Here is a 21,637-nt window from a genome sequence, read left to right as displayed (position 1 = left end):
ATCAATAAATCCCGCTGTATTGATTGATCCAGCTCACACTAAGCGGATAAATACGGCTTACCAATTTAATTTGTTGTCATATAACTTTACACTGACCTTGTTAATCATTGGTTAATCAGGTGTATAAAGAATGACGACTATTGCGACAGCTACGCTGCCAGAAAACGTGCAACTCCCTCAGTATGATCGCAGCCAGCTGCGTTCGCGTATTGTGCACTTTGGTTTTGGCGCCTTTCACCGCGCGCACCAGGCCCTGCTAACGGATCGGGTGCTCAACGCCGGCGGCGGAGACTGGGGGATCTGTGAAATTAGTCTGTTCAGCGGCGATAAGCTAATGAGCCAGCTTCGCCAGCAGGAGCACCTGTTCACCGTGCTGGAAAAAGGGGCCGCAGGCAACCAGCCGATTGTCGTGGGTGCGGTTCACGAATGCCTGAACGCCAAACTGGACTCGCTGCCCGCCATTATTGAGAAATTCTGCGAGCCGCAGGTGGCCATCGTTTCGCTGACCATCACCGAGAAAGGCTACTGCATTGACCCCGCGACGGGTTCACTGGATTTGACGCAGCCGCGGATTATTCACGATCTGGAAAACCCGACGCTGCCGCAGTCGGTCCCGGGCATTCTGGTCGAAGCGCTGTCGCGCCGTCGTGAACGAGGCCTGGCGCCGTTTACGGTGCTCTCCTGCGATAATATTCCTGATAACGGCCACGTCGTTAAAAATGCCGTGCTCGGCATGGCGCAAAAGCGTAGCCCGGAACTGGCGCAGTGGATTGCTGAACACGTCAGCTTCCCCGGCACCATGGTGGATCGTATCGTGCCTGCCGCCACCGACGAGTCGCTGGCTGAAATCCGCGCCGCGCTGGGGGTAGAAGACCCTTGCGCCATCAGTTGTGAACCGTTTATTCAGTGGGTCGTCGAAGACAACTTCGTTGCCGGTCGCCCGGCGTGGGAAACCGCCGGCGTGCAGATGACCGACAATGTGCTGCCGTGGGAACAGATGAAGCTACGTATGCTCAACGGTAGCCATTCGTTCCTCGCGTATCTTGGCTACCTGGCAGGCCACGCGCATATCAGCGACTGTATGCAGGATGAAGTCCTGCGCACCGCCGCTCGCCGCTTAATGCTTGATGAACAGGCGCCGACGCTGACTATCGAAAACGTCGACCTGACGGCCTATGCCGACAGCCTGATCGCCCGCTTTGCCAACCCGGCGCTGAAACATCGCACCTGGCAAATTGCGATGGACGGCAGCCAGAAGCTGCCACAGCGCATGCTGGACGGCATTCGCGTGCATCTTGAGCGCGGCAGCCAGTGGCCGTTACTGGCGCTTGGTGTCGCCGGCTGGATGCGCTACGTCAGCGGCGTGGACGATGCCGGTCAGGCTATTGATGTGCGTGACCCGCTGGCGGAGAAGATTCAGGCCCTGGTCGCCAGCAGTCGCGAGGAGGAGCGCGTTAGCGCCCTGCTCTCGCTGGAAGAGATCTTTGGCCGCGACCTGCCGCGCAATGCGCAGTTTGTCGCTGACATTAGCGCCGCCTGGCACCAGCTGTCGGTTTCTGGCGCTCGCCAGGCCATCGCTACGCTAGTACAGATTTAACAATTTCTGCTGTTTAGCGGGCAGAATTTTTTTCTGCCCGCGCTTCCTCTTCTCTTTTCGTCATTTTTTCGTCAGGATAGTCGTAACTGTTACAACATTACATTTGCGTCCTGGAGAAAATGTGACCAAAACAAACTTGATCACGGGGTTTCTCGGCAGCGGTAAGACGACCTCGATTCTTCATCTGCTGGCCCATAAGCCTGCAGATGAAAAATGGGCCGTGCTGGTTAATGAGTTTGGCGAAGTGGGTATCGACGGGGCCTTGCTGGCCGAAAGCGGTGCGCTACTCAAAGAGATCCCCGGCGGCTGCATGTGCTGCGTCAACGGCCTGCCGATGCAGGTTGGGCTGAACACCCTGCTACGCCAGGGGAAACCGGATCGCCTGCTGATTGAGCCCACCGGGCTTGGCCACCCTAAACAAATTCTCGATATCCTCACCGCCGCCGTCTACGAACCGTGGATCGATCTTCGGGCAACGCTGTGCGTCCTCGATCCCCGTCAGTTGCTCGATAGCAAAGTGCTGGCGAATGATAATTTCCGCGATCAGCTTGCCGCGGCTGACATCATCATCAGCAATAAAACGGATCGCATGACGGCAGACAGCGAACAGGCCTTTCAGGCCTGGTGGCAGGACCATGGCGGTGAACGTCGGCACGTCACGGCGACACAAGGCAACATCGACCCGGCGCTGCTTGACCTCCCACGGCGTAATGTTGGCCCGCTGCCGACCAGCGCCGAACATGCGCACAGCCACGGCGCCACAAAGGGCCTGGGCGCGCTGAGCCTGCCGGCACACCAGCGCTGGCGGCGCAGCCTCAACAGCGGCCAGGGCTATCAGGCCTGCGGCTGGATCTTTGATGCCGAGACCACCTTTGACACCATTGGGCTGCTGGAGTGGGCGCGCCTGGCGCCGGTTGAGCGCGTGAAGGGCGTGTTACGCATTGCGGAAGGCCTGGTCCGTATCAATCGTCAGGGGCTTGACCTGCATATTGAGACCCAAAACGTCGCACCGCCGGATAGCCGAATAGAGCTCATTAGTGCTTCCGAGGCCGACTGGAACGCGTTACAAGCCTCTTTGTTGAAACTTCGTTTAAGTTAAGGCGGTTATGTTTTCCGCCGTTTTACACAACTCGCGACCGTTATGTTAAAAAATCGATTACCCCTGATCCTGCTGCTTAACGCTGCCGGTTTCGCCCTGTTTTTATCGTGGTATCTGCCCGCGAATCATGGTTTCTGGTTTCCGCTGGACTCCGCTATCTTCCACTTCTTTAACCAGAGTGTGGGGACCAACCACGCCTGGGCCTGGCTGCTGGCGATCATCAATAACCGCGCCTTCGATGGCTGCTCGTTGTTGGCAATGGGCTGCCTGATGCTCAGCTTCTGGCTGAAAGAGCAGAGCGCCGGGCGCCGCCGGATCGTGATTATCGGCCTGGTGATGCTGCTTTCCGCGGTGATTATTAACCAGCTGGCGCAGCATTTGATGCCGGTTAAACGCGCCAGCCCTTCCCTGTCGTTCAGCGGAATTGTGAAAGTCAGCGATGTCGTCTCTTTCCCGACCAAAGACGCGTCCAAAGACAGTTTCCCCGGTGACCATGGAATGATGCTGCTGATATTCGCCGCCTTTATGTGGCGCTATTTTGGCCGCCGGGCACTGGCGATTGCGCTCGCTATTTTTGTTATTTTCGCCTTCCCGCGGGTGATGATTGGCGCCCACTGGTTTACCGATATTGCTGTTGGCTCATTAACCGCCCTGCTGATTGGTGCCCCCTGGGTTCTGTTGACGCCATTAAGCGATATTCTGGTGGACTGGTTTGATCGCACGCTGCCGGGTAAAAAGGGTGAAAATTAACCCGACCGTTACAAATTACTAATATTATCCATAAGGGATCGTTCTCGGTCCCCTTATCGGCTTTTGCCACTTTTTGTCGTAATGGTCATCTTCTTGTCACATTAATCATCTTACAAATGAAGTAATTGCATATTTTTTACCCGCTATTGACGCTATTTTGCGCTTTCCCGATGATTCACTTTCAGACGCAAAATTTCTTATAAGAAATCGCGCAAAACCACTCGCCATCCCCCGGTTGATAGGGTAATCTCGTTCTCGTTTTGCCTTTTCAGCAACATATTCTGGCTCAAAATTAAATTTGTGCGTTATCCCACAAATTTGGATTTAAGGAATTGTCTCATTGCTGGCAGGTATTTAGGCTCTAACACGTTTGGCATTTTTTATAACGACATTGTCGTTAAGGACAACAAGGGAAAACAAACAACATGGTCAAATCTCAGCCGATTTTGAGATATATCTTGCGGGTGGTTCCCGCAATAGCAGTGGCAGTGTTGCTTTCTGCCTGTAGTTCGACAAGTAGTACCGCGAAGAATATGCATTCTGAGACGCATGCTGTGGGTAGTGGCGATTTATCATCACTGCAAGCCTCTCAGGATGAATTTGAAAAGCTGGTCAGCAACTTGAATGTTAAGACCAAGTTGATGGACCAGTATGCCAGCTGGAAAGGCGTGCGTTACCGCCTCGGTGGCAGCACCCGTAAGGGTATTGATTGTTCCGCATTCGTACAGCGTACCTTCCGCGAACAATTTGGTCTGGAACTGCCGCGCTCGACCTCTGAGCAGCAAGATTCCGGCAAGTCGATTTCACGTTCTCAGCTGCGCACCGGTGATTTAGTGCTGTTCCGCGCAGGGTCAACGGGTCGTCATGTAGGCATTTATATCGGTAACGATCAGTTCGTACATGCTTCCACCAGCAGCGGTGTGACCATCTCCAGCATGAATGAACCTTACTGGAAAAAGCGCTATAACGAAGCGCGTCGAGTTCTGAGCCGCTCGTAATCTCTTCTGCCGTCGGTTACCCTTGGCTGACGTTCAGATAAAAAAACACTGCTGTGGCAGTGTTTTTTTTTGCCTATTTACCTGTAAACGCCGCAATATAGGCTATCTCTATTTAGTGACGATAGAAAAAGCATGTTGTATACCCAAAATAATTCGAGTTGCTTGTAGGCGGCAAAGCCGTAAACCCCCAGGAACTTACTCAGGTAAGTGACTGGGGTGCGCGGGTGCAGCCAACACCCAGGCAACCTGAAGTATGACGGGTCTATCACCCATTGGCGTAACTTATAAACACGGACAGACTACAGGCTATGCTTACCCGTTATCTATCGCCCCGACGGAATATCTGGCTAACCAGCATACTCATTGGAATCATCGCCGCGCTGCTGGCCGGCAGCATTCAGTTTATAGCGATTTACCACAGTCGATCTGAGCGCTTTGATAGCGTCATCGATAACATTAGCGTCTTCCTGACGAATTATTTTCACGACCTCAACAAAACCATTGCCGACCTACAGCCGCTGGTTGACCAGAACTGTGTAAATGTCGCCTCCGGGTTGACCGCCAAAGCAGCATTCAGCCCAAACGTCCGCGCTTTTCTACTGGTCAAAGATGGCATGGCCTTCTGCTCTTCCGCCACCGGGCCGATGAACTCGCCGCTGACGGAGCTTATTCCGAGGCTGGATATCAGTAAACCGGTCGACATGCAGCTCCTGGCAGGGACGCCGATGATGCCGAAAAGCACCGCGCTGACCCTGTGGGTACGCAGCCCGCACGGCGGAAACGATGGCGTATTCGTCTCCCTCAATACCAACCTGCTCCCCTATTTTCTCTATACCGCCCGCCAGGATGATTTCAGCGGTATTGCACTGGTGGTGAATAACCTCGCCCTGGCTACCTTTAACAACCGCCTCGTTGACCCGCAGACCCTGTCAACGCAACCCATTCGCCAGCTGGAAATAAAAGGCCTGCCGCTGAAGGTCTATCTCTATGCCAACAGCTGGCTGTCGGAGAATATGCAGTTTGCCCTCCTGCTGGGGATGGTGAGCGGCCTGCTGGCGGGGCTGATTGGTTACTACATTCTCACGTTGCGCTCCGACCCACGAAAAGAACTGCAGACGGCGATTAACAAAAACCAGTTTTACATTGTTTACCAGCCGGTGGTGAAAGCCGATACCCTGCATATCAGCGGTGTCGAGGTGCTGATGCGCTGGCGACATCCGATAGGCGGTGAGATCCCCCCGGACGTATTTATTAACCTCGCCGAAACCCAGCAAATGATCGTCCCGCTCACCCATCATCTGTTCTCATTGATCGCCCGTGACGCGCCAACGCTGAAAACGATCCTGCCGGCAGGAACCAAGCTTGGGCTTAACATCTCCCCCGCCCACCTCCATGCCGATGGTTTTCAGGACGACCTCCGCCAGTTTGCCGCCGCCATGCCCGCCAACCACTTCAATGTGGTGCTGGAAATAACCGAACGGGCGATGATCGATAAAAACAAATCGCTGGCGATCTTTGACTGGTTGCATGAGCAGGGCTTTGAAATTGCGATCGATGACTTTGGTACCGGGCATAGCGCGCTGATCTATCTTGAGCGTTATAACTTTGACTACCTGAAAATCGACCGCGGCTTTGTGCAGGCTATCGGGACCGAAACCGTCACTTCGCCGGTGCTGGACGCCGTCCTGACCCTGAGCAGGCGCCTGAAGCTCCTGACCGTGGCTGAAGGGGTCGAAACGCCTGAACAGGCCGAGTGGCTACGCAAGCAGGGGGTACACTACCTGCAGGGCTACTGGCTGAGCCGCCCGATCTCGCTGGAAATGCTGCTGGAAGCGCATGACGAACCGGCAAAATATTTTGCCAACCGCTAGCCTTCCCTTATGATGCCACTCTGCAGGCAGGCCACCATCAGGCCTGCTCACAAAGGATAAGAATCTGGTTATGTTTGTCCGCGTCTGCCTGGTATTCCTGACCCTGCTGAGCCTGAACAGCCAGGCGCAAACTATTCAAGAGAGCAGCGCGCTCTCGATCATTGGTGAACCGAAGTACCGCGACGATTTTAGCCACTTCGATTACGCTAACCCGACGGCACCGAAGGGAGGCACTATCGTCAATGCCGCCATCGGCACCTTCGACAATTTCAACCGCTACGCGCTACGCGGTAACCCGGGTGTCCGCACCGAAGCCCTGTACGATACGCTGTTCACCACCTCCGACGACGAACCCGGCAGCTATTACCCGCTCATTGCCGAGCGCGCCCGCTACGCCGACGATTTCTCGTGGATGGAGGTCACCCTCAATCCCCACGCCCGCTTTCATGATGGCAGCCCGATTAGCGCCAGCGATGTCGCCTTTACCTTCCACAAATTTATGACCGAAGGGGTGCCGCAGTTTCGCTTGTTCTACAAGGGGACGAGCGTCGAGGCGATTGCCCCGCGCACCGTGCGCATCACGCTCGGGCAGCCCGGAAAAGAAAACATGCTGGGCCTGCTGACCCTGCCGGTGATGCCGGAGGCGTTCTGGCGTCAGCATAAGCTCAGCGATCCGCTCTCCACGCCGCCGCTGGCCAGCGGCCCGTACCGCATTACCGACTGGCGGATGGGGCAATACATCGTCTACTCGCGGGTCAAAGACTACTGGGCGGCCGATCTTCCGGTGAACCGCGGGCGCTGGAATTTTGACACCCTGCGCTACGACTATTATCTCGACGATAACGTCGCCTTTGAGGCCTTTAAGGCCGGGGCCGTCGACCGGCGCGAAGAGGCCGTCGCCAGAAACTGGGCCACCCGTTACGTCGGGCGTAACTTTACCCAGGGCTATATCGTCAAAGATACCTACCAGAATACCTCGGCGCAGGACACCCAATGGCTGGCGTTTAATATCCAGCGCCCGGTCTTTAGCGACCGCCGGGTCCGTCAGGCGGTGACCCTCGCCTTCGATTTCGAATGGATGAACAAGGCGCTGTTCTATAGCGCCTACAGCCGCAGCAACAGCTACTTCCAGAATACCGAATACGCTGCCCGTCAGCTGCCTGACGCCGAAGAACTTGCCCTGCTGACGCCGATGAAAAAAGCGCTGCCGCCGGAGGTCTTCACCACCGTTTATCAACCGCCGCGCTCCAGCGGCGATGGGTTCGACCGGGCCAACCTGCTGCAGGCGGATGCCCTGCTGAACCAGGCCGGATGGATAGTGAAAAACCAGCGGCGGGTCAATGCGGTCACCGGTAAACCGCTGCGCTTCGAACTGCTGCTCTCCTCCGGCAGCAACGATCGCTGGGTGCTGCCGTTCCGGCATAATCTCCAGCGCCTGGGGATCACCATGGATATTCGCCAGGTTGATAATTCGCAGTACACTAACCGTCGACGCAGCCGCGATTACGACATGATGCCGAACGTCTGGCGCGCGACGCCATGGCCCGGCACCGACCTGCAAATCTCCTGGGATTCATCGTATATTCACTCCAGCTACAATGCCCCAGGCGTCCAGAGCCCGGAAGTGGACCAGCTGATTGCGCAGATCATCCGCTGGCAGGGCAATAAACAGAAGCTGCTGCCGCTGGGACGCGCGCTGGACCGGGTGCTCACCTGGAACTATTACATGCTGCCGATGTGGTATATGGCGCAGGACAGAACGGCCTACTGGAATAAGTTCTCGTTCCCGCAGACGCGACCGGTCTACTCGTCCGGGTTTGATAGCTGGTGGTATGACAACAACAAAGCGGCAAAACTGCCCGCGGACAGACGGTAAGGAATCACGATGGGCGCATACCTGATCCGCCGGTTATTGCTGATTATCCCTACCCTGTGGGCGATCATCACGATCAACTTTTTTATTGTGCAAATTGCTCCCGGCGGCCCGGTCGATCAGGCCATTTCCGCCATCGAATTTGGCAATCGCGGCGGCTTACCGGGGGCCGGAGAAAGCGGCATGACAGCCAGCCACGCGCGCACCGGCGTCAGCAATATCAGCGAAGGGCATTATCGTGGCGGACGCGGCCTGGATCCGGAGGTGATTGCCGAAATCACCCGCCGCTACGGCTTCGATAAACCGCTCCACGAGCGCTACCTGAAAATGCTCGGCGATTATCTGCGTTTCGATTTTGGCGACAGCCTGTTTCGCAGCGCATCGGTTTTACAGCTGATTAAAAACAGCCTGCCGGTCTCCATCACCCTCGGCCTGTGGAGCACGCTGATTATCTATCTGGTGTCGATCCCGCTTGGGATCCGTAAAGCGGTGCATAACGGCAGCCGCTTCGATATCTGGAGCAGCACCCTGATGATAATTGGCTATGCTATCCCGGCGTTTCTGTTCGCCATTGTGCTGATCGTGGTCTTCGCCGGCGGCAGCTATTTCGATCTCTTCCCGCTGCGCGGGCTGGTGTCGGCCAACTTCGACAGCGTGTCGTGGTACCAGAAGATCCTCGATTATCTGTGGCATATTACGCTGCCGGTGCTGGCAACGGTCATCGGCGGTTTTGCGGCGCTGACCATGCTGACCAAAAACAGTTTTCTGGATGAGATCCGCAAGCAGTATGTCGTCACCGCCCGGGCCAAAGGGGTCAGTGAAAAACGTATTTTATGGGGCCACGTGTTCCGCAACGCCATGCTGCTGGTGATCGCCGGCTTCCCGGCGATGTTTATCAGTATGTTCTTTACCGGCTCGCTGCTGATTGAGGTGATGTTCTCCCTCAATGGTCTGGGGCTGCTGGGCTACGAAGCGACCGTCTCCCGCGATTACCCGGTGATGTTCGGGACGCTGTACATATTTACGCTGATCGGCCTGCTGCTGAATATTGTCAGTGATATCTGCTATACGCTGGTCGATCCCCGCATTGATTTTGAGGGCCGCTGATGTCTTTTCTGACCCCTGCTAATCAGGCCCGCTGGGCGCGCTTTCGCCAGCATCGTCGCGGCTACGTCTCGCTGTGGCTGTTTTTATTGCTGTTTGTCTGTAGCCTCTGCGCGGAGCTGATTGCCAACGACCGTCCCCTGCTAGTGCAGTATCGCGGCAGCCTGTACGTACCGGCCCTCAAAAATTACAGCGAGACCACCTTTGGCGGCCCTTTCGCCACCGCCGCCGACTATCAGGACCCGTGGCTGCAACAACAACTGCATGACAACGGCTGGGTCCTCTGGGCGCCGGTCCATTTCGGCGCCACCACCATCAACTTCGCCAGCGACGCCCCCTTCCCTTCACCGCCCTCGGCACGCAACTGGCTGGGGACCGATGCCAACGGCGGCGATGTGCTGGCCCGGATTTTATACGGCACGCGGATCTCGCTGCTGTTCGGCCTGATGCTGACCTTATTCTCCAGCGTGCTGGGGGTGCTGGCTGGGGCGATACAGGGCTACTACGGCGGAAAAATAGACCTCTGGGGGCAGCGATTTATTGAAGTGTGGTCGGGGATGCCAACCCTGTTCCTGATTATTTTACTCTCCAGCGTGGTACAGCCAGGTTTCTGGTGGCTGCTGGCCATTACCGTGCTGTTTGGCTGGATGACGCTGGTCGGCGTCGTGCGCGCAGAGTTTCTGCGTACCCGCAACTATGACTACATTCGTGCCGCCCAGGCGCTGGGGGTCAGCGATCGCCATATCATCTGGCGCCACATGCTGCCCAACGCACTGGTGGCGACCCTGACCTTCCTGCCGTTTATTCTGTGCAGCTCCATCACCACCCTGACTTCGCTGGATTTTCTCGGCTTTGGCCTGCCGTTGGGCTCGCCTTCACTGGGGGAACTGCTGCTGCAAGGCAAAAACAATCTGCAGGCGCCGTGGCTGGGTATCGCCGCGTTTCTGTCAGTGGCGGTGCTATTAACGTTATTAATTTTCATTGGTGAAGCCGTCCGTGACGCCTTCGATCCCGGTAAGGCGGTATAACATGACCCAGCCGTTGTTAGAGATCGACCACCTGTCCATCGCCTTTCGCCAGCAAGGGAAAACCAACGTTGTCGTCAGCGACCTCTCGCTGCAGATTGCCGCCGGTGAAACCCTGGCGCTGGTCGGCGAATCCGGCTCCGGTAAAAGCGTCTCCGCCCTGTCGGTGCTGCGCCTGCTTCCTGCGCCGCCGGTCAGCTATCCCGGGGGCGACATTCGCTTTCACGGGCAATCGCTGCTGCACGCCGATGAGCGCACCCTGAGCCAGGTCCGCGGTAACCGCATTGCGATGATTTTCCAGGAGCCGATGGTGTCGCTCAATCCGCTGCACACCCTGGAAAAGCAGCTCTATGAAGTGCTGTCTCTGCATCGCGGGATGCGTAAAGAAGCCGCGCGGGGAGAGATCCTCAGCTGTCTCGATCGCGTAGGGATCCGCCAGCCTCTGCGTCGGCTGGCCGACTACCCGCATCAGCTTTCCGGCGGCGAGCGCCAGCGGGTGATGATTGCCATGGCGCTGCTTACCCGCCCGGAGCTGTTGATTGCCGACGAGCCAACCACTGCGCTGGATGTGTCGGTGCAGGCGCAAATTCTGCAGCTGCTGCGTGAGCTGAAAAACGAACTCAATATGGGCCTGCTGTTTATTACCCATAACTTAAGCATTGTCCGCCAGCTGGCCGACCGCGTCGCGGTGATGCAGCACGGGCGCTGCGTCGAACAGAACGACTGCCGCAGCCTGTTTGCCGCCCCTGCGCATCCGTATACCCAACGTCTGCTGGATAGCGAACCTTCCGGTCATCCGGTGCCGCTGGCCACCGATGCGCCGCTGGTGCTTCAGGCCAACGACCTGAGCGTCGCGTTCCCGGTGCGCAAAGGGATCCTCCGCCGGGTGATCGATCATAACCGAGTGGTCAACGCGCTCAACTTCCAGCTGCGGGCCGGAGAGACGCTCGGACTGGTGGGTGAATCCGGCTCAGGGAAAAGCACCACCGGTCTGGCGCTGCTGCGTCTTATCGCCTCCGAGGGGAGTATCGTTTTCGCCGGTGAGACCTTACAGGGGCGCACTCGTCGGCAGATGCTGCCGTTACGTCGGCGCATGCAGATCGTCTTCCAGGATCCCAACTCATCGCTGAATCCGCGGTTGAACGTCTTGCAGATTATTGAGGAAGGGCTGCGCGTCCACCAGCCAACGTTAACCGCGAGCGCGCGTGAACAGGCGGTGGTACAGGCAATGCAGGAAGTCGGGCTCGATCCGCAAACGCGTTTTCGCTACCCCGCCGAGTTTTCCGGCGGCCAGCGTCAGCGTATTGCCATCGCCCGGGCGCTGATTGTGAAACCCCAGCTTATCGTGCTGGATGAACCGACCTCATCACTGGACAAGACCGTTCAGGCGCAAATTCTGGCCTTGCTGAAAGCATTACAGCAAAAGCACCGGCTGGCCTATATTTTTATCAGCCACGATTTGCGCGTCGTGCGCACGTTATGTCATCAGGTGATGGTGCTCAGGCATGGGGAGGTTGTCGAGCAGGGAGAGTGCGAGCGCGTGTTTACCGCTCCGCAGCAGGCGTATACCCGCCAGCTTCTGGCGCTGGGCTGACGGTCAGAATGGGTTGTTACCAGAGAAAGGTTCAGCGATCGCCACGCCGAAATTTTTCAGTCGACAGGTTGCCGCAAACTCGTCCTGCAGATTCACAAACAGGCACGGCTCGCCTTCACATTCAACGATGGAACAATCCACTTCGATATCGCTGAGCGCCTGGCTGAGCTTATGCATAACCGGCCACGCCTTCTCGCCATCCGGGCTGAGCAGCTTCAACGCCACGAGGCTGTTTTCGCTCTGTGCGCCGTTTTGCGGAATCGGTTCAACTCTTGAACCCGCAAAACCGGCGAGCCAACGATAGCTCTGCGGCAGACGGTGTACGATAGAGAGTTGCTGTGTATTCACTTAGTTTCCCCGGAAGCAAAATGCTTCACAATAAATTTACATCAATCTTAACACATTGTTGACAAATAGTCCTGCATCCGCATAGAAAACGTTTACATCCGCATCACACCAGGGCTAACGACTTATAATCCAGAACTTTATAGTTTCGCTGCGGAAACAGATCGGGGCTATATGTACCCGTTTCTGTGATCCAAAACAACTTTTTTATCGCAACAATGCGACTTTTTACACTAATTGATTTTACATAAAAGAAACAAATTACAGAAGAATGAAGCTCATCGTGCTTGATGTGCATCAAAAAAGGGGCGGAAATCGCCCCTTCTGGAAGGAATGTTAAGAAAGACTAATGTGCAGTTTTTCGCCGCCGGCTGGCGTAGAGATAGAACAGGATCGAGCAGCTGGCGCAGAACGCAATGGAAATCAGCATTGGCCAGGCGGTGGTAAAGGTCGCCATCGACAGCAGCGCCCCCGTAATTGCCCCGATACCAAAGCGGAAGGTCCCGGCCAACGAAGAGGCGGTACCCGCCATATGCGGGAACTCATCGAGAATCACCGCCATGGCGTTAGACGAAACCATCGACACGCAGCCGACAAACGCCGCAACGCCCAGCACCAGCGCCCAGAAGCCAACCCCGAACAGCGCGCAGACCACCATCCAGACGGCCATCAAAAACTGGATCCACAGCCCGGCCCGGAACATATTCACCGCCCCGACCCGCCGGACAAAGCGGCTGTTAATAATGGTCATGATGAACAGGAAGACGATATTCAGAGCAAAATAGTAACCAAAGTGCTGCGGCGAAACGTGGTTAATATTGATGTACACAAACGGACCGGCGCTGAGGAACGAGAACATCCCGGCAAAACTGAAGCCGCTCGCCAGCATATAGCTCAATACTCGTTTATGGCGGAACAAGGTGGCGAAATTACCCAGCGTGGTGCGTAGACGAAACTTTTGCCGCCGTTCAACCGGCAGCGTTTCGCTGATGAAAAAGGCGATCATCGCAGAGGCCAGCAGCGCCGCCACGGCGAGGATCCAGAAAATAGAATGCCAGCTGAACCACACCAGCACGGCGCCGCCCACCATGGGCGCCACCAGCGGTGCAATCGTCGTCACCAGCATGACGAATGACATCATTCGCGAAAACTCTTCTTTCGGGTAGATGTCACGCATCAGGGCGTTGATCACCACGCTCGCCGCCGCGGCCGCCAGGCCGTGGAAAAAGCGCATGGTAATCAGCATTTCGATGGTCTGTGATAGCGCACAGGCCACCGCCGCCGCGGCAAAAATCAGCGTTCCCCCGAGGATCACCGGCTTACGGCCGATGCTGTCTGCCATCGGACCGTACAGCAGCTGGCCTAGCGCGAAGCCCAGAATATAAGTACTGAGCGTCATCTGCGCACTGCCGTCCGGCACGTTAAACTGTGCCGATATCACCGGCAGCGCCGGGAGATACATATCGATCGACAGTGGCATCAACATGGCCAGCAGGCCAAGAATAAACACAATCCCCAGTGAAGAATTCTGCTTTGCCGTCACGCTTTACTCCGTGTTTGTGGGAGGCCAACGCTGGCGATCTCGGTTTCCGTCAACGGGCGGTATTCGCCTGGTTCCAGATCCTCATCCAGCATAATGTCACCAATACGTTCACGATGCAGACCGACCACGCGGTTACCGACCGCCGCGAACATTCTTTTCACCTGATGGTAGCGTCCTTCGCTGATCGTCAGGCGGACTTCCGTTGGCGTCAGCACTTCCAGGACCGCCGGCTTGGTCAGGCTTTTTTCATTGTGCAGCTGAACGCCGTGGGCAAACTGCTCCGCCGTCTGGTCATCCACCGGGTTTTCCAGCTGCACCAGATAGGTTTTCTCGCAGTGATGACGCGGAGAAGTAATGCGATGGGACCACTGCCCGTCGTCGGTCATCAGCACCAGCCCGGTAGTATCGATATCCAGTCGGCCTGCGGCATGCAGCTTGTACGCCACCGGAACATCGAGGAAATAGAGGACCGTCGGATGATCGGGGTCATCCGTGGAGCAGACGTATCCCTGCGGCTTGTTGAGCATAAAGTAGCGCGGGCCGTTCTGCTGAGTCAGGGTGTTGCCGTCAAATTCTACGTCGTGCTCCGGCAGGAGCTTGAACGACGCATCTTTGACGATCTCGCCATCCACAAGAACGCGGCTGCTGCGGATTTCACGCCCGGCAATAGCCCGACTGACGCCAAGTTGCTGAGCGATAAACTTATCAAGTCGCATGAGATTTTTTTAGCCTGTAATAATGCTGGAGCGGGCAAACGCCCGAAAAAGAAGAAATTCATTGGCTAGTATAACGGGCTCTTAACGCCACTCAAGGGAAAAAATTCGTGGCATACTGTCGGCGACTCCTCTTTGCCAACTGATTAACGCCCGAAACGCTATGACTTTTACACTACGCCCCTATCAAAAAGAGGCGGTCGACGCCACGCTAGCCTGGTTTCGTCGCCACCATGAACCTGCCGCTATCGTTCTGCCCACCGGCGCCGGCAAAAGCCTGGTTATCGCCGAACTGGCCCGCCTGGCGCGGGGTCGCGTGCTGGTGCTGGCGCACGTTAAAGAGCTGGTGGCGCAAAACCACGCCAAGTATTGCGCCCTCGGGCTGGAGGCGGATATTTTTGCCGCCGGTCTGAAACGCAAGGAGAGCCACGGCAAAGTGGTCTTCGGCAGCGTGCAATCGGTGGCCCGCAACCTCGATAGCTTTCAGAGCGAATTTTCCCTGCTGATTGTCGATGAATGCCACCGCATCAGCGATGACGATGACAGCCAGTATCAGCAAATTATCAGCCATTTGCAGCAGGTCAATCCGCAGCTGCGCCTGCTCGGGCTAACCGCCACGCCGTTCCGGCTTGGCAAAGGCTGGATCTACCAGTTTCATTATCATGGCATGGTGCGCGGCGACGAAAAGGCGCTGTTTCGCGACTGTATCTACGAGCTGCCGCTGCGCTACATGATTAAACACGGTTTTCTGACGCCCCCGGAACGCCTGGATATGCCGGTAGTGCAGTATGATTTCAGCCGCCTGCAGCCGCAGAATAACGGGCTGTTTAGTGAAGCTGATCTCAACCTCGAGCTAAAAAAGCAGCAGCGCATCACGCCGCACATTATCAGCCAGATCGTAGAGTTTGCCCAAACGCGCAAAGGAGTGATGATTTTCGCCTCCACCGTCGAACATGCGCGGGAAATTACCGGCCTGCTGCCCGCCGGTGAGGCCGAGCTGATTACCGGTGAGACGCCGGGCCCGCAGCGCGATCGCATTATCGAGGCCTTTAAGGCGCAGCAGTATCGCTATCTGGTCAACGTGGCGGTTCTCACCACCGGGTTTGACGCACCGCATGTCGATTTGATCGCCATTCTGCGCCCTACCGAATCGGTGAGCCTGTATCAGCAGATTGTCGGCCGTGGCCTGCGCCTGGCGCCGGGCAAAACCGACTGCCTGATCCTCGACTATGCCGGCAACCCTCATGACCTCTACGCGCCGGAAGTCGGCACGCCAAAAGGCAAGAGCGACAACGTTCCGGTGCAGGTCTTCTGCCCGGCCTGCGGTTTCGCCAATACCTTCTGGGGAAAAACCACCGCCGACGGCACGCTGATCGAACATTTTGGCCGCCGCTGCCAGGGCTGGTTTGACGATGATGAAGGCCATCGTGAGCAGTGCGATTTTCGCTTTCGCTTTAAAAACTGCCCGCAGTGTAATGCGGAAAATGATATTGCTGCCCGCCGCTGCCGCGAGTGCGACACCATTCTGGTGGACCCCGATGATATGCTGAAGGCGGCGCTGAAGCTTAAAGACGCGCTGGTTTTGCGCTGTAGCGGTATGGACCTGCAGCACGGCGCCGACGACAAAGGCCCGTGGCTGAAAATCACCTATTACGATGAAGATGGCGCCGACGTCAGCGAACGCTTCCGCCTGCAAACTCCTGCCCAACGCACCGCGTTTGAGCAGCTGTTTATCCGCCCGCATACCCGCACGCCGGGCATCCCGCTGCGCTGGATCACGCCGGCGGATATTCTCGCCCAGCAGCCGCTGCTGCGCCATCCGGACTTTGTGGTCGCCCGCATGAAAGGGCAATACTGGCAGGTGCGGGAAAAAGTCTTCGACTATCAGGGCCGTTTTCGCCGGGCCGGTGAACTGCGGTAATCCGCTTCGCGACTGAGGTTTTCATTGCCGTTAGCGCCGCAGGCGGATATAATGCCGCCCGCTTTTGCATTCGCAAAGCAGATCATCTGCCTGCTGCTGGGTCGCCTGTAGCAGGATTTAAATATAGAGAGATATCAATGTTTACTATCGACGCAGAAGTACGTAAAGAGCAGGGTAAGGGTGCGAGCCGCCGCCTGCGTGCAGCTAACAAATTCCCGGCCATCATTTATGGCGGCGAAGCTACTCCGGTAGCAATTGAGCTGGACCAGGACAAACTGTGGAACATTCAGGGTAAAGCTGAGTTCTACGGTGAAGTTCTGACCATCGTTATCGATGGCAAAGAAGAAAAAGTAAAAGTTCAGGCTGTTCAGCGTCACCCGTTCAAGCCAAAACTGTCTCACATCGACTTCGTTCGCGCGTAATCGCCGAAAGTTAAGTTGAGTGGCAAACGCCCCGGTCCGCAAGGTCCGGGGCGTTTTGTTTTATAACCTGTTACCCTGCTCCGGCGCCAGCAGCGTTTCCGCATTCAGCGCCAGATGTTGCAGCAGCATGATGGTTTTCGCATCCACGATAATACCATCGCGGATCGCCTGTAGCGCCTGGGTTAACGGCCATTCCAGCACTTCGATATCTTCCCCTTCCGCCGCCAGCCCTCCCCCTTCGCCGCAGCGATCGTCCGCCGTGTATTCAGCAATGAAAAAATAGAGTTTCTCGGTGACCGAGCCTGGGCTCATATAGGCGGTAAACACCGGCTCGATCCGCGTAACGCGAAAACCGGTCTCCTCTTCCGCTTCGGCGATAATGCGCTCTTCCGGTGAGGCATTATCCAGCAGCCCGGCGGCCGCTTCGATCAGCAAGCCATCGTGGCCGTTAATCCACACTGGAAAGCGGAACTGACGGATCAGCACCACCGTTTGCTTCGCCCGGTTATAGAGCAGGATCACGGCGCCGTTGCCGCGATCGTAGGCTTCACGGCTTTGCTCCTGCCAACGGCCGTCCCGCCGCAGCAATTCAAAGGTATATTTTTTTAGCGTGTACCAGTTATCGGACAGCAACGTTTCCTGAACATGACGAACCTGCGGTATCTCACTTTGCATTTTTTTCCCCTGATGAGGTGACAGCGAGCACCATAACATGCAAAATAAAGCACAAACAAGATCAAACATGCAGGATAAAACATGCTTGCCAGCCAACGAAAACAGCAGATTTTGCAGATCCTCAACGCCGAAAAACAGGTGATGTCCGGCGAGCTAAGCCAACGATTTAACGTCTCAGAAGACTCAATTCGCCGGGATTTACGCGAACTGGCGGCGGAGGGGAAGCTGCAGCGGGTTCACGGTGGCGCCCTGCCGGTTTCCGCCGCGATTGCCCCGATTGAAACAAGAAAAAACGTGCAAACAGCTTCAAAACAGGCCATTGCCCGACAGGCGGCGGCACTGATCCAGCCGGGCCAGGTGGTGATCCTCGATGGCGGCACCACTACCGGGTACATGGTCAGCTATCTGCCTGCGGATTTAGCCTGCACTATCGTGACCCACAGCCCGGGAATTGCCGTTGCGCTGGTCGACAGACCGTTGATCGAGGTCATTCTTATCGGCGGACGACTGTTTAAACATTCGGTGGTGACCGTAGGCGCCAGCGCGCTGGAAGGTATCGCGCGTATTAACGCCGATCTGTTTTTCATGGGGGTCACCGGAGTGCACCATCGCGCCGGTTTCACCACCGGCGATTATGAAGAGGCAGGTATCAAGCGAGCGCTTGCAGCACGAGCGGCGGAGACCATCGTGATGGCGTCACAGGAAAAGCTCAATTCGGCATCCGCCTTCGCGATTGGCGAGTTGAGCCTGGCGAGTACGTTGATTGTCGATAGCCCACTGGACGCGGTATTACAGGCGCAGCTCGCCGGGCACGGGATCGCGACGATCCATGCAAGCGCGGAATAGGAAGAGGATAAGCAGGTGAGCAACCCCGGCCGCTGGCCGGGGCTGATTACGGTCAGTTGCCGCCGGAGGTCCGGCGCTGCAGCTGATCGCGCAGGTTTGGCGGTGTGCCTTTGATGGTCAGGGTATCCGTTGCCGGATCCCAGAACACTCGCTCGCCCAGCAGCATGGCATCGAAGTTGATCGTTAACCCGCCGCCGCTGCCGGCAAACTTGGTTAACTGGCGCAGCGTGCTGCGGTCCGCCGGGAAGCTCTCTTCCAGCTCATACCCTTGTTCCGCAGTAAACTCCTGGAAGGTTTTCTCGCTGACGCCGGCAAGCTCTTTCGATAAAGACTCCAGCTCAATCTCTTCTCCCGCCTGCAGCTGTTCGTTGCAGTAGGTGTAGACCTGCTGGCGCACGTTCTGCCGTTCGGACTTATCGAGCTGCGCATCGGAGGCGAAATCATCAATCGCCTGCAGCAGCCCGCGGTTCTGCGCCTTGGCATTAAGCCCTTCGCTGGCACCGAGGAAATCCATAAAGAAATCGGCCACTTTGCGCCCGACCCGGCCCTTCAGGAAGGTCAGGTAGCGGGTCGATTCCGGATTGGTTTCCCATTCGGTTAAATCGATACGCGCCACGATATCGGCATGGTTAATATCCAGATAGTGGGTGGAGCTGATATCCAGATCTTCGTTGACGCGCATGCTGCTTAAGTTATTCAGCACCGCCACCAGCAGATACTCTACCGCCAGATAACGGTACTGGCAGAACAGCACGATACCGCCTTCTGCGAAGGGATATTTCGCCAGCTCGTCACGCAGACGACCGGTTGCCGCACGGCTGAACGGCAGAAATGCCTCTTCACCCTGACGCTGCAGGCGAAGGGCTTGCGCCAGTTCACTCTCTTCGTTAAACAGGCCATAGGCCTTATTTTTAGCGCTGTAGACGCGGTGCAGCTCGGCCATCATTTCCACGACCGTCGCGTTGGGCTCCAGCAATGAATCACGCAGCACCAGTTCGAGGTTTTGTTCATCACGCTTGATTAACTGATGCAGGGCAATCTGGTCGATATCCAGACTCATGTTAAACTCTCCTTTTAGACCGGCCGGTATTCAACCACCGCCGGGACGGCGACGCAACCGCCGCGTGACTCTTCGACAGCCAGAGACTCGCGATCCTGCGCGCTTTTGCGCCGTGGCGAAAAAATGCGGAAAAAAAGCTGCTGCTACGGTAATATGTTGCCCTTTCACGAACAAACAGATTTCGAATTTATGCCGCAATTATCCCGCTATAGTGATGAACACGTTGAACAGCTGCTCAGTGAGCTGACCAACGTGCTGGAAACACACAAAGCCCCCGTTGACCTTTCACTGATGGTGCTAGGTAATATGGTGACCAACCTGATCAATAGTAGCGTCGCGCCAGCGCAACGTCAGGCTATCGCCCGCTCATTTGCCCAGGCTCTGCAGTCTTCAATCAACGACGACCCGGCGCACTAAGGATAACCAACAACTGTATATGGTGACTCACCGTCAGCCCTACCGAGAAAAAATCTCCCAGATGGTCAGCTGGGGGCACTGGTTCGCCTTGTTCAACATGTTGTTGGCCATGGTGCTCGGCAGCCGCTATCTTTTTGTCGCCGACTGGCCAACGACGTTGGGCGGGCGTATTTTCTCTTACGTCAGCCTCGTTGGTCACTTCAGTTTTCTGGTTTTCACCAGCTATGTACTGATTCTCTTCCCGCTGACCTTTATCGTCGTCTCTCAGCGATTAATGCGCTTCCTGTCGGCCATTCTGGCGACGATAGGGATGACGCTGTTGCTGATCGACAGCGAAGTCTTCACCCGTTTCCACCTGCATCTTAACCCTATTGTCTGGGAACTGGTGATTAACCCCGACCAGAACGAGATGGCACGCGACTGGCAGCTGATGTTTATCAGCGTGCCGATCATCTTCTTGCTGGAGATGCTGTTTGCGACCTGGAGCTGGCAGAAGCTACGCAGCCTGACGCGCCGTCGTCGCTATGCCCGGCCTGTCGCCTGGCTGTTCTTTATTTCATTTATCAGCAGCCACCTGATTTATATCTGGGCGGATGCTAACTTCTATCGCCCGATCACCATGCAGCGGGCCAACCTGCCGCTCTCCTATCCGATGACGGCCCGTCGTTTCCTTGAGAAACACGGTCTGCTTGATGCTCAGGATTATCAGCGACGTCTGGTCGAGCAAGGGGCGCCGGAAGCGGTCTCCGTTGAATACCCGCTGAGCAGCCTGCGCTATCGCGATCTCGGGGCCGGCTATAACGTGCTGCTGATTACCGTCGATAATCTGAACTACTCACGGTATGAGAAAAACATGCCGGAACTGGCCAGTTTCGCCAAAGAGAGCGTCAATTTCACGCAGCATATGAGCTCCGGCAATACTACCGATAACGGCATCTTTGGTCTGTTCTATGGGATCTCGCCGGGCTATATGGATGGCGTACTGTCGGCCCGTATTCCGGCGGCGTTGATTACCGCGCTGAACCAGCAGGGTTATCAGTTGGGACTGTTCTCTTCTGATGGCTTCAGCAGCCCGCTTTACCGCCAGGCGCTGCTGTCTGACTTCTCGCTGCCGGTCGCCAAAACCCAAAGCGATGAGCAGACTGCCAATCAGTGGATTAGCTGGCTGAACCGCTATGCCCAGGATGAGAATCGCTGGTTCTCGTGGATTTCGCTGAACGGCACGACGCTTGAAAACAGCCAGCAACAAAACTTCGTGCGCCGCTACAGCCGCGCCGCCGGCGATGTCGATAGCCAGATTGGTCGGGTGTTAAGCACCCTGCGCGACAGCGGAAAACTGGACAACACGGTGGTGATCGTCACCGCAGGTCACGGTATGCCGTTGAACCCGCAGCACGGTCAGTTTGACTGGTCCCGGGAACAGTTGCAGGTACCGCTGGTGATCCATTGGCCGGGGATTCCGGCGCAGAACATCGCGACGCTGACCGATAACAAAGATGTGATGACAACGCTGATGCAGCGTCTGCTGCACGTCTCCACACCGGCCAATGAGTATTCACAGGGTGAAGACCTGTTCAGCCCGGCACGTCGCCGTGCCTGGGTCACGGCCGCCAACAGCGAGACGCTGGCCGTCACCTCGCATGACGTCACCGTGGTATTGAACCACAACGGTACCTACAGCACCTGGAACAGCGACGGTCAGAAGATTGACAACCGTAAGCCTCAGCTCAGCCTGCTGCTGCAGATACTCACCGATGAAAAGCGTTTCATCGCTAACTGAGTAA

19 protein-coding genes are annotated in these 21,637 nt (G+C 56.5%); 14 read left to right on the top strand and 5 right to left on the bottom strand.

The genetic code is table 11. The features are described from left to right. Positions 1-130 precede the first annotated feature (130 nt). The 9 genes from HF679_RS01535 to yejF all read left to right on the top strand — a co-directional run bounded on the left by HF679_RS01535 (position 131) and on the right by yejF (position 11,911). Positions 131-1,597, top strand: a complete 1,467-nt coding sequence (locus tag HF679_RS01535; RefSeq protein ID WP_123755166.1) for a mannitol dehydrogenase family protein — start codon at positions 131-133, stop codon at positions 1,595-1,597. Positions 1,598-1,718: 121 nt separating this feature from the next. After that, positions 1,719-2,696, top strand: coding sequence for a CobW family GTP-binding protein (locus HF679_RS01530; RefSeq protein WP_123755167.1), 978 nt, complete (start codon positions 1,719-1,721; stop codon positions 2,694-2,696). A gap of 42 nt (positions 2,697-2,738) precedes the next feature. Continuing rightward, on the top strand, positions 2,739-3,446 hold the full coding sequence (locus HF679_RS01525; protein ID WP_123755168.1) for a phosphatase PAP2 family protein: 708 nt from the start codon (positions 2,739-2,741) through the stop codon (positions 3,444-3,446). 425 nt (positions 3,447-3,871) lie between these two features. Then, a complete protein-coding gene (mepS, locus tag HF679_RS01520) occupies positions 3,872-4,444 on the top strand; it encodes a bifunctional murein DD-endopeptidase/murein LD-carboxypeptidase (RefSeq protein WP_123755169.1) in 573 nt (190 codons plus the stop codon). A 308-nt stretch (positions 4,445-4,752) separates the two neighbouring features. Further along, positions 4,753-6,315: a cyclic di-GMP phosphodiesterase gene (locus HF679_RS01515; protein ID WP_187042522.1), complete on the top strand. Its 1,563-nt coding sequence runs from the start codon at positions 4,753-4,755 to the stop codon at positions 6,313-6,315. 70 nt (positions 6,316-6,385) lie between these two features. Continuing rightward, positions 6,386-8,191 (top strand): extracellular solute-binding protein, encoded by a 1,806-nt coding sequence (locus HF679_RS01510; protein WP_187042521.1) that lies wholly within the window; start codon positions 6,386-6,388, stop codon positions 8,189-8,191. 9 nt (positions 8,192-8,200) lie between these two features. Beyond that, positions 8,201-9,295, top strand: coding sequence for a microcin C ABC transporter permease YejB (locus tag HF679_RS01505; protein ID WP_187042520.1), 1,095 nt, complete (start codon positions 8,201-8,203; stop codon positions 9,293-9,295). Next, positions 9,295-10,320: a microcin C ABC transporter permease gene (locus HF679_RS01500; protein WP_154144216.1), complete on the top strand. Its 1,026-nt coding sequence runs from the start codon at positions 9,295-9,297 to the stop codon at positions 10,318-10,320. The genes HF679_RS01505 and HF679_RS01500 overlap by 1 nt, the downstream gene beginning before the upstream one ends. A gap of 1 nt (position 10,321) precedes the next feature. Then, positions 10,322-11,911: a microcin C ABC transporter ATP-binding protein YejF gene (gene yejF, locus HF679_RS01495; RefSeq protein WP_154144215.1), complete on the top strand. Its 1,590-nt coding sequence runs from the start codon at positions 10,322-10,324 to the stop codon at positions 11,909-11,911. A 3-nt stretch (positions 11,912-11,914) separates the two neighbouring features. Here yejF and HF679_RS01490 read toward each other — a convergent pair whose 3' ends face one another. The 3 genes from HF679_RS01490 to rsuA all read right to left on the bottom strand — a co-directional run bounded on the left by HF679_RS01490 (position 11,915) and on the right by rsuA (position 14,515). Further along, a complete protein-coding gene (locus HF679_RS01490; RefSeq protein ID WP_123755175.1) occupies positions 11,915-12,259 on the bottom strand; it encodes a YejG family protein in 345 nt (114 codons plus the stop codon). A 343-nt stretch (positions 12,260-12,602) separates the two neighbouring features. Beyond that, the gene (locus HF679_RS01485; protein ID WP_123755177.1) at positions 12,603-13,799 is read right to left on the bottom strand and encodes a Bcr/CflA family multidrug efflux MFS transporter; all 1,197 of its coding nucleotides are present in this window, start codon (positions 13,797-13,799) and stop codon (positions 12,603-12,605) included. Continuing rightward, positions 13,796-14,515: a 16S rRNA pseudouridine(516) synthase RsuA gene (gene rsuA / locus HF679_RS01480; RefSeq protein WP_187042519.1), complete on the bottom strand. Its 720-nt coding sequence runs from the start codon at positions 14,513-14,515 to the stop codon at positions 13,796-13,798. Before rsuA ends, HF679_RS01485 begins: the two co-directional genes overlap by 4 nt. Positions 14,516-14,675: 160 nt before the next feature. On the opposite strand from rsuA, the gene HF679_RS01475 reads away from it, so the two are divergent. Both HF679_RS01475 and rplY read left to right on the top strand, forming a co-directional pair. After that, on the top strand, positions 14,676-16,433 hold the full coding sequence (locus HF679_RS01475) for a DEAD/DEAH box helicase (RefSeq protein WP_174507832.1): 1,758 nt from the start codon (positions 14,676-14,678) through the stop codon (positions 16,431-16,433). 137 nt (positions 16,434-16,570) lie between these two features. Further along, entirely contained in the window at positions 16,571-16,855 is a 285-nt protein-coding gene (gene rplY / locus HF679_RS01470) for a 50S ribosomal protein L25 (RefSeq protein WP_095100671.1), read from the top strand. Positions 16,856-16,915: 60 nt separating this feature from the next. Here the strand turns inward: rplY and HF679_RS01465 are convergent, their stop codons facing one another. Continuing rightward, the gene (locus tag HF679_RS01465; protein ID WP_123755180.1) at positions 16,916-17,530 is read right to left on the bottom strand and encodes an NUDIX domain-containing protein; all 615 of its coding nucleotides are present in this window, start codon (positions 17,528-17,530) and stop codon (positions 16,916-16,918) included. An 81-nt stretch (positions 17,531-17,611) separates the two neighbouring features. Here HF679_RS01465 and HF679_RS01460 point away from each other — a divergent pair, with 81 nt between their 5' ends. Further along, positions 17,612-18,376, top strand: a complete 765-nt coding sequence (locus HF679_RS01460) for a DeoR/GlpR family DNA-binding transcription regulator (protein ID WP_123755181.1) — start codon at positions 17,612-17,614, stop codon at positions 18,374-18,376. A gap of 52 nt (positions 18,377-18,428) precedes the next feature. On the opposite strand, the gene yejK is transcribed toward HF679_RS01460, so the two are convergent. Further along, positions 18,429-19,436 (bottom strand): nucleoid-associated protein YejK, encoded by a 1,008-nt coding sequence (yejK, locus tag HF679_RS01455; protein ID WP_123755182.1) that lies wholly within the window; start codon positions 19,434-19,436, stop codon positions 18,429-18,431. Positions 19,437-19,625: 189 nt separating this feature from the next. On the opposite strand from yejK, the gene HF679_RS01450 reads away from it, so the two are divergent. Both HF679_RS01450 and yejM read left to right on the top strand, forming a co-directional pair. Next, a complete protein-coding gene (locus tag HF679_RS01450) occupies positions 19,626-19,853 on the top strand; it encodes a YejL family protein (RefSeq protein ID WP_015583825.1) in 228 nt (75 codons plus the stop codon). Between the two features lie 19 nt (positions 19,854-19,872). Next, entirely contained in the window at positions 19,873-21,633 is a 1,761-nt protein-coding gene (yejM, locus tag HF679_RS01445; RefSeq protein WP_123755183.1) for an LPS biosynthesis-modulating metalloenzyme YejM, read from the top strand. The last annotated feature ends 4 nt before the right edge of the window (positions 21,634-21,637 follow it).

This window comes from Enterobacter sp. JUb54 (genome assembly GCF_014298075.1).
GTDB classification, from domain to species: domain Bacteria; phylum Pseudomonadota; class Gammaproteobacteria; order Enterobacterales; family Enterobacteriaceae; genus Klebsiella; species Klebsiella lignicola.
Note: the sequence above shows the minus strand (reverse complement) of the source record. Positions and strands in the feature narration are given on the sequence as shown.